The 7,812-nt window shown below is 63.2% G+C and carries 6 protein-coding genes and 1 tRNA gene; all 7 read right to left on the reverse strand.

Going from position 1 to position 7,812, the window contains the following annotated elements; genetic code table 11:
• Window positions 1-21: 21 nt before the first annotated feature.
• The 7 genes from thrS to F6X39_RS03200 all read right to left on the reverse strand — a co-directional run bounded on the left by thrS (window position 22) and on the right by F6X39_RS03200 (window position 7,601).
• Entirely contained in the window at window positions 22-1,929 is a 1,908-nt protein-coding gene (thrS, locus tag F6X39_RS03170) for a threonine--tRNA ligase (protein WP_187615528.1), read from the reverse strand.
• A gap of 253 nt (window positions 1,930-2,182) precedes the next feature.
• Window positions 2,183-2,259 (reverse strand) — tRNA-Val (locus tag F6X39_RS03175).
• Window positions 2,260-2,364: 105 nt separating this feature from the next.
• Window positions 2,365-4,608, reverse strand: a complete 2,244-nt coding sequence (locus F6X39_RS03180; RefSeq protein ID WP_187615529.1) for a RelA/SpoT family protein — start codon at window positions 4,606-4,608, stop codon at window positions 2,365-2,367.
• 69 nt (window positions 4,609-4,677) lie between these two features.
• On the reverse strand, window positions 4,678-5,031 hold the full coding sequence (locus F6X39_RS03185) for a RidA family protein (protein ID WP_187615530.1): 354 nt from the start codon (window positions 5,029-5,031) through the stop codon (window positions 4,678-4,680).
• A gap of 97 nt (window positions 5,032-5,128) precedes the next feature.
• The gene (locus tag F6X39_RS03190; protein ID WP_187615531.1) at window positions 5,129-6,025 is read right to left on the reverse strand and encodes an alpha/beta fold hydrolase; all 897 of its coding nucleotides are present in this window, start codon (window positions 6,023-6,025) and stop codon (window positions 5,129-5,131) included.
• 227 nt (window positions 6,026-6,252) lie between these two features.
• Entirely contained in the window at window positions 6,253-6,894 is a 642-nt protein-coding gene (locus F6X39_RS03195) for a CoA transferase subunit B (protein ID WP_184021841.1), read from the reverse strand.
• A 2-nt stretch (window positions 6,895-6,896) separates the two neighbouring features.
• The gene (locus F6X39_RS03200) at window positions 6,897-7,601 is read right to left on the reverse strand and encodes a CoA transferase subunit A (RefSeq protein ID WP_090800989.1); all 705 of its coding nucleotides are present in this window, start codon (window positions 7,599-7,601) and stop codon (window positions 6,897-6,899) included.
• Window positions 7,602-7,812 lie beyond the last annotated feature (211 nt).

Here is a 7,812-nt window from a genome sequence, read left to right on the forward strand (position 1 = left end):
ACGAGCCGGGTACCAAGTGGCTCAGTTGAACGACTGCACGTCCTGGCGCAGACGCTCAATGAAGGCGTCAACAGGCATTACACCCATATCGACACCACCACGGGCACGCACGGCTACCGTTTGCGCTTCACGCTCCTTGTCGCCGACCACCAACAGGTAGGGGACCTTTTCCAGCGTGTGCTCGCGTATTTTATAGCTAATCTTCTCGTTGCGCAAATCGGCCTCGACTCTAACCCCTTGTTTTTGCAACGATTGGGCTAGCGCCTGCGCGTATTCGGCCTGACTTTCCGCAATATTCATCACAACGACCTGCATCGGCGCGAGCCAAGCGGGCATTGCACCAGCATGGTGCTCGATCAGAATCCCGAGGAAACGCTCCATCGATCCGACGATCGCCCGGTGCAGCATGATCGGGCGACGGCGACTGTTGTCTTCGGCAACGTATTCGGCACCCAGCCGCTCCGGCAACACCATGTCGAGCTGCAGCGTACCGCACTGCCACGAGCGGCCGAGCGCGTCCTTGATGTGATACTCGACCTTCGGGCCGTAGAATGCACCCTCGCCGGACAACTCTTCCCACGTGACGCCGCAGGCCGTCAGCGCCTCGCGCAGTCCCTGCTCCGCGCGATCCCAAGTTTCGTCGGTGCCGGCGCGCGCATCCGGGCGCAGTGACAGCTTGATCTCGACGTTATCAAAGCCGAAGTCGCGGTAGACGCTCATTGCCAGCGTGTTGAACGCGATCGATTCGCTGATGAACTGATCTTCGGTACAGAAAATATGCGCGTCGTCCTGCACGAAGCCGCGCACACGCATCAGTCCATGCAGCGCGCCCGACGATTCGTTGCGATGGCACGAACCGAACTCCGCGTAACGCAGCGGCAGATCGCGATACGAGCGCAGACCGTGATTGAACACCTGCACGTGACCGGGGCAGTTCATCGGCTTGATCGCGTAGTCGCGCTTTTCCGATTCCGTCGTGAACATGTTTTCACGATAGTTCTGCCAGTGGCCCGACGCTTCCCACAGCGAGCGGTCCATGATCAATGGCGTCTTGATTTCCAGGTAGCCGGCGTCGTTCACGCGACGGCGCATGTACTGCTCGACTTGCTGCCACAGCGTCCAGCCGCGCGGATGCCAGAACACCATGCCCGGCGACTCGTCCTGCATGTGGAACAGGTCGAGCTGCTTACCAAGCTTGCGATGGTCGCGCTTCTCGGCTTCTTCGAGCATGTGGAGATACGCTTCCTGGTCTTCCTTCTTCGTCCAGGCCGTGCCGTAAATGCGCTGCAGCTGCTCGTTCTTCGAGTCGCCACGCCAGTACGCGCCCGCGACTTTCATCAGCTTGAAGACCTTCAGCTTGCCGGTGGACGGCACGTGGGGGCCGCGGCACAGGTCCGTGAAGGCGCCATGCGAGTACAGTTTGATTTCGTCGCTAGCGGGGATCGATTCGATGATCTCGGCCTTGTACTTTTCACCGATGCTCTTGAAGTACTCGACCGCTTCGTCGCGGGACACCACGCGACGCGACACCGGCTCGTCCCTCTTCGAGAGTTCCTGCATGCGCTTTTCGATCTTTTCGAGATCTTCCGGCGTGAAAGGACGGTTATAGGAGAAGTCGTAATAGAAACCGTTGTCGATGACCGGGCCGATCGTGACCTGCGCTTCCGGGTACAGATCCTTCACCGCGTACGCGAGCAGGTGCGCCGTCGAGTGGCGGATGATATCGAGACCGTCTGCGTCCTTCTCCGTGACGATGGCGAGCGCCACGTCGTGATCGATCAGCATGGACGTATCGACCAGCTCCCCGTCGATCTTGCCGCCGAGCGCGGCTTTCGCGAGACCGGGGCCGATCGAGGCGGCCACTTCGGCGACGGTCACCGGATGCTCGTACTGTCGAACAGAACCGTCGGGCAAGCGTATCGAAACCATTGCGTTCTCCGTGGTGCCGACCGGCGGCGGCACATACAACCAGGGTCAAAAAGAAAAAAAAATGCGGCCCCGCTTTCGAGGGGCCGCATTCACATTTTATGCAAACTTCACTGGCGAAAGTGGTCCTCGACTAGCGTCGCTCCGAAGTGGTTTCGGTCAACGTTCGCGGTGTCATAACCGTATTCGCCTTTTTGCGCTCAAAGCGCTTACTGCAGTTTGCGAAACCCCAGCGAGGCCGGAATTTCATTTTCGTTGGTAGGCTCGATTGGACTCGAACCAACGACCCCCACCATGTCAAGGTGGTGCTCTAACCAGCTGAGCTACGAGCCTGAAGAAACGAGATTATATGGGGTATAGCGCAGCTTGGCAAGTACTTTTATGCGGCGACTTTAATCCGTCGCGCCGCTAGCGGGGCTTTTTCCAACCGCCCGCGCCTCAGTTCTTGCGCGTCGCGCGCACGACACCCGTGATCTCGCCCAGCAGCGTGCACGCGCGCTGAATCTGCGCGGAGCTCGACACCTCGACGGTAAATTGCATGAACGCGGCATTGCGGCGCGATTGCGTCTTTACGCCGATCACGTTCATCTTTTCCCGCGCGAATACTTCGGAGATATCGCGCAGCAGACCTTGCCGGTCCGTCGCCTCGATGCTGAGGTCGACCGGGTAGACGGAATGGCCGCGGCCGCTCATCACGTCCGCCGACCACGCCGTCTGAAGGACGCGCTCCGGCGCGCGCTCCGCCATCCGGCGGAACGTCGCGCAATCGCTGCGATGAACCGACATGCCCTTGCCTCGCGTAACGAATCCGCAGATGTCGTCGGGCGGCGCCGGCCGGCAGCAGCGCGCGAGCTGGGTGAGCAACGCATCGACGCCGACCACCAGCACCCCCGTGGATGCGCCGCGCGCGACGCTCGCGCCGCTGCTGCGTTTCTCGAACTTCTCCGGCGCATCGACCTCGGGCTCGGGCGGCGGCGCATCCTGCAACGCCTGCTCGACGAGCCTCAGACTGAACTCCTCCTTGCCGACCACGGAGAACAGGTCGTCGGTGGTCTTGAAACCGAGCCGCGCGGCCAGTTGATCGAGATTGACCGAGGTCTTGCCTTCGCGCTGCAGGGTTTTTTCAACCATCGCGCGACCGTTCGCGATGTGCTCCTGTAACTCCACCGCGTTGAACCATGCGCGCACCTTCTGCCGCGCGCGCGGGCTTTGCAGATAGCCAAGTTGCGGATTAAGCCAGTCGCGCGACGGACCGCCCTCCTTCACCGCCACGATCTCGACCGTCTGGCCGTTCTGCAGCGGCGTGTTGAGCGGCACCATCGCGCCGTCGACGCGCGCGCCGCGGCAACGATGCCCAAGCTCGCTGTGCAGGTGAAATGCGAAGTCGATCGGCGTCGCGCCGTGCGGCAACGGAATCACGCGCGCCTGCGGCGTCAGCACGTAGATGTGATCGTCGTCGAGCGTGGCCTGGCGCAATTGCTCCCACGGTTGTGCCGAACCCGCTTCGCCATGCTCGCCCTCGGAGACCTCGTCCTTCCACGCGAGCAGCTGTCGCAGCCAGGCGATCTTCTCGTCGTATTTCTCGCTCGCGGTGAACGTGCCGCCATAGCCGCGCGCGCCCGCTTCCTTGTAGCGCCAGTGCGCGGCCACGCCGTATTCGGCGAAGCGATGCATTTCCTGCGTGCGGATCTGCACTTCGAACGCGCGGCCGTCGTCGCCGATCACGACGGTGTGCAGCGACTTGTAGCCGTTCGGCTTCGGCCGGGAGATGTAATCGTCGAACTCCTTCGGCACCGGCTGCCACAGGTTGTGCACGATGCCGAGCACGGTGTAGCAGTCCTTGATGTCCGGCACGATCACGCGAAACGCGCGCACGTCGTACAACTCGGCGAAGTCCAGCTCCTTGCCGCGCATCTTGCGCCAGATGCTGTAGATATGCTTCGGCCGACCGCTCACTTCCGCGCGGATATGCGCGGCGGCCAGCTCCTGCTGCAGGCGTTCGATCGCCTGCGCGACATAGCTCTCGCGCTCGACGCGCTTCTCGTCGAGCAGTTTCGCGATGCGCTTGTAGGTGTCCGGCTCCTCGAAACGGAACGCGAGGTCCTCGAGCTCCCACTTCAATTGCCAGATACCGAGGCGGTTCGCGAGCGGCGCGTAGATATCGAGCGTTTCGCGTGCGACGTCGGGCGACGGCGTGAGCTTCGCGGCCGCGTAATAACGCAGCGTTTGCAACCGCGACGCGAGGCGGATCAGCACGACGCGAATGTCCTGCGCGAACGCGAGCAGCATTTTGCGCAGCGCCTCGACCTGCACGCGGCGCGCAGCCTGCGCGTCACGCCCGGCCTCGGGCATCGCGTTTTGCGCCGCGCGCAAACTGACCGTGCCGAGCCGCAGCAGCTTGCGTACGTCGCCGACCAGTTGGGCGACTTCTTCGCCGAAGTCGTCGGCGATCACGCGCTCCGGATCGCGCAGATGCGGTGTCAGCGCAAACAGCGCAGCGGCCAGCACCGCCGGCGGATCGACGTTGAGCTTGCGCATGATCGACGCGGTGCCCGCCGCGTGATCCGCGAGCAATTCGCCCGACGACAGCCGCACCTCGCCCGCATGTTCGCGCACGAACGCCATCGCTTCGTCGAAGGAACGATGGGGATGAGGCGCGCTCGGAACGGTATCGGTGTTCATGGTGCGACGGCCCGCCGGGCCAGACGATTCAACGGAAAATCAACCACGGTGCTGCCGGACGGCCGCGACTCAGTTGCGCTGCGCCGCGATCACGACGATTTCGACGAGGCACTTCGGATTCGCAAGCTTTGCCTCGACGGTCGCGCGCGGCGGCGTGTCGCCCTGCGCGACCCACTCGTCCCACACGGCGTTCATGCCGGCGAAATGCGCCATGTCCGCGATATAGATCTGCACCGACAGCAACAGCGACTTGTCGCTGTTCGCTTCGGCGAGCAGACGGTCGATGTGGCCGAGCACTTCGCGCGTCTGGCCGGCGATGTCCTGATCGTCGTCTTCGGCGATCTGACCCGCGAGGTACACGGTGCCGTTGTGCACGGCCATTTCCGAGAGACGCTTGCCGACGTGATAACGAATGACTGCCATGAAAAGTCCTGAGCTGAGGGGTTAATCGAACTACGTCCCACACGACACTGCCGATGAAATCGTCATGCGGAACTCAATATTATGACGCGTTCGCGGCCTAACCGATGAAGAACTCCCTCGCGAGCGCGATCTGGTCCGCCGCCAGGAACGCCGGCGCATGCCCAACGCCGGCGATCTCCACGCTCGATGCGGCACGCGCGGTCGACACCATCTTCGCGACCGTTTCACGCGACAGCAAATCCGACTGCTCGCCGCGCACCACCAGCACCGGCCCCTGGAACGACGCGAGCGAATGCCACAGCGCCGCCTCGCCGAGCTTCGCCGCTTCCTCGGTGACCGCCGCGAACGGCTGCGCGATGCGCGGGTCATAGCGCAGCACCCATGCGCCGTCATCTTCGCGCAGCAACGGCGTATTGATTTCGCGCCATTCGTCCGGAGTCAGCGGTCCGAAGCTCTGCGCGAGCTGCGCGGCATAGTCAACGCCCTGCTGCAGCGTTTCGAAGCGTGCGGGCTTGCCAAGGTAATCGCCGATGCGTTTGACCGCGACCGGCTCCAGATGCGGCCCGACGTCGTTCAGCAGCAGCTTGCGGATCGGCGTGTCCGGCAGGCCGGCGAGCCCCATGCCGATCAGGCCGCCCATCGAGGTGCCGAACCAGTCGACGGTGTCGACGTCGAGCCGCGCGATCAGTGTGACCATGTCGGCGACGTACTGCGGCACCGCGTATAAGTTGGGGTTCGCGAGCCACGACGACAAGCCCCGGCCAACCACGTCCGGGCACACGACGCGATAGGTGTCCGCGAAGTTGGCGGCGAGGCGGTCGAAATCGCGCCCCGATCGCGTGAGTCCGTGCACGCACAGCAACACTCGGGGATTGTCCGGGTCGCCCCACTCGGTATAGGCGACGCGATGCAGGCCGGCAGCGCTCGCGCACCGCACGTAACGTTGACGCGGCGCGGGCCGCCCGGTGGTGGAAGCGGAAGTCGTTGCGGTCATCTGGTGTCCTTGCAAAGACGCTGCGGATTGGGCTGCAAACGATTGTAAACCGCTTCGTCGCGCGGCAAGCATCGGCCAGAAGGCTTAGGAAGGTCGATCCAACCGTCCGGCGCATCCGCCGCCGCGCGCCAAAAACAGAACGGGCGAGACTCACGTCTCGCCCGTCCGGAACACACCGTTGCCGCAGCGCGGTCGCGCCGACGCGCGCAGCGGCGGTTCAACCCGCGTCAGCTCACCGCGCTCACATCGAGCGGCGCGCCGGTTTTCGCCTTGATTTCGTCGACGCTCACACCCGGCGCGAGTTCGGTCACTTTCAAGCCGTTTTCGGTCACTTCGATCACGCCGAGATCGGTGATGATCTCGTCGACCACACCCACGCCCGTCAGCGGCAGCGTGCATTCTTCGAGGATCTTGTGCTGATCGCCCTTCGCGACGTGCTCCATCAGCACGACCACGCGCTTGACGCCCGCGACCAGGTCCATCGCGCCGCCCATGCCCTTGATCATCTTGCCCGGGATCATCCAGTTCGCGAGATCGCCCTTCCTGCTGATCTGCATCGCACCGAGAATCGCGAGATTGATGTGGCCGCCGCGAATCATCGCGAACGAATCCGCCGAAGAGAAAATCGACGAACCGGGCAGCGTCGTCACCGTTTGCTTGCCGGCGTTGATCAGGTCGGCGTCGACTTCGTCTTCGGTCGGCGACGGGCCGATACCGAGCAGACCGTTCTCCGACTGCAGCCACACTTCGACGCCCGCCGGCACGTGGTTCGCGACCAGCGTCGGCAAGCCGATGCCGAGGTTCACGTAAAAGCCGTCCTGCAGTTCCTTCGCCGCGCGCGCGGCCATTTCGTCACGAGTCCATGCCATGATCAGTCTCCTTTCGCGCGGACGACGCGTTGTTCGATGCGTTTTTCCGGATGCGCATTCAGCACGATGCGCTGCACGAAGATGCCGGGCGTATGGATCGCGTCCGGATCGAGCTCGCCCACTTCGACGATCTCTTCGACTTCCGCGACGGTGATGCGGCCCGCCATCGCGCACATCGGATTGAAGTTGCGCGCGGTGCGGCGATAGATCAGGTTGCCGGCCTTGTCGGCCTTCCATGCCTTGACGAGCGCGACATCGGCGGTCAGCGAATGTTCGAGCACGTAGTGGTTCTCGCCGAACTGGCGGGTTTCCTTGCCCTCGGCGATCTGCGTGCCGTAGCCGGTGTTCGTGAAAAACGCCGGGATGCCCGAGCCGCCCGCGCGCAGCTTCTCGGCGAGCGTGCCTTGCGGCGTGAATTCGAGCTCGAGTTCGCCGGCCAGGTACTGGCGCTCGAACTCCTTGTTTTCGCCGACGTACGACGAGATCATCTTCTTGATCTGACGCGTCTCGAGCAGCAGGCCGAGGCCGAAACCGTCGACGCCCGCGTTGTTGCTGATGCAGGTGATGCCCTGCACCTTCGAATCGCGCAGCGCAGCGATCAGCGCCTCAGGAATGCCGCACAACCCGAAGCCGCCGACGGCGAACGTCTGCCCGTCCTTGACGATGTCCTTCAGCGCCTCGGCGGCGCCTGGATAGACCTTGTTCATCTGTATGTCCCTTCCTTTATGGAAACCCGAAACGTGTACGCAGGCCGCCGGATCATTGCGGCTGATATCGCAACGGGTGAACTTCACGTCGCCTCACGATACCGCTACGTCATTCTAGTCATCCGCGGCTTGAGCCGCGTTGTCATCCGCCCGAAAGAGTACGCTGAGCCCGCCATGCGGCACAATACGCAAAAATACATAAGTACTTGCC

The organism is Paraburkholderia sp. UCT2 (assembly GCF_014397665.1).
Taxonomy (GTDB): Bacteria; Pseudomonadota; Gammaproteobacteria; order Burkholderiales; family Burkholderiaceae; genus Paraburkholderia; species Paraburkholderia tuberum.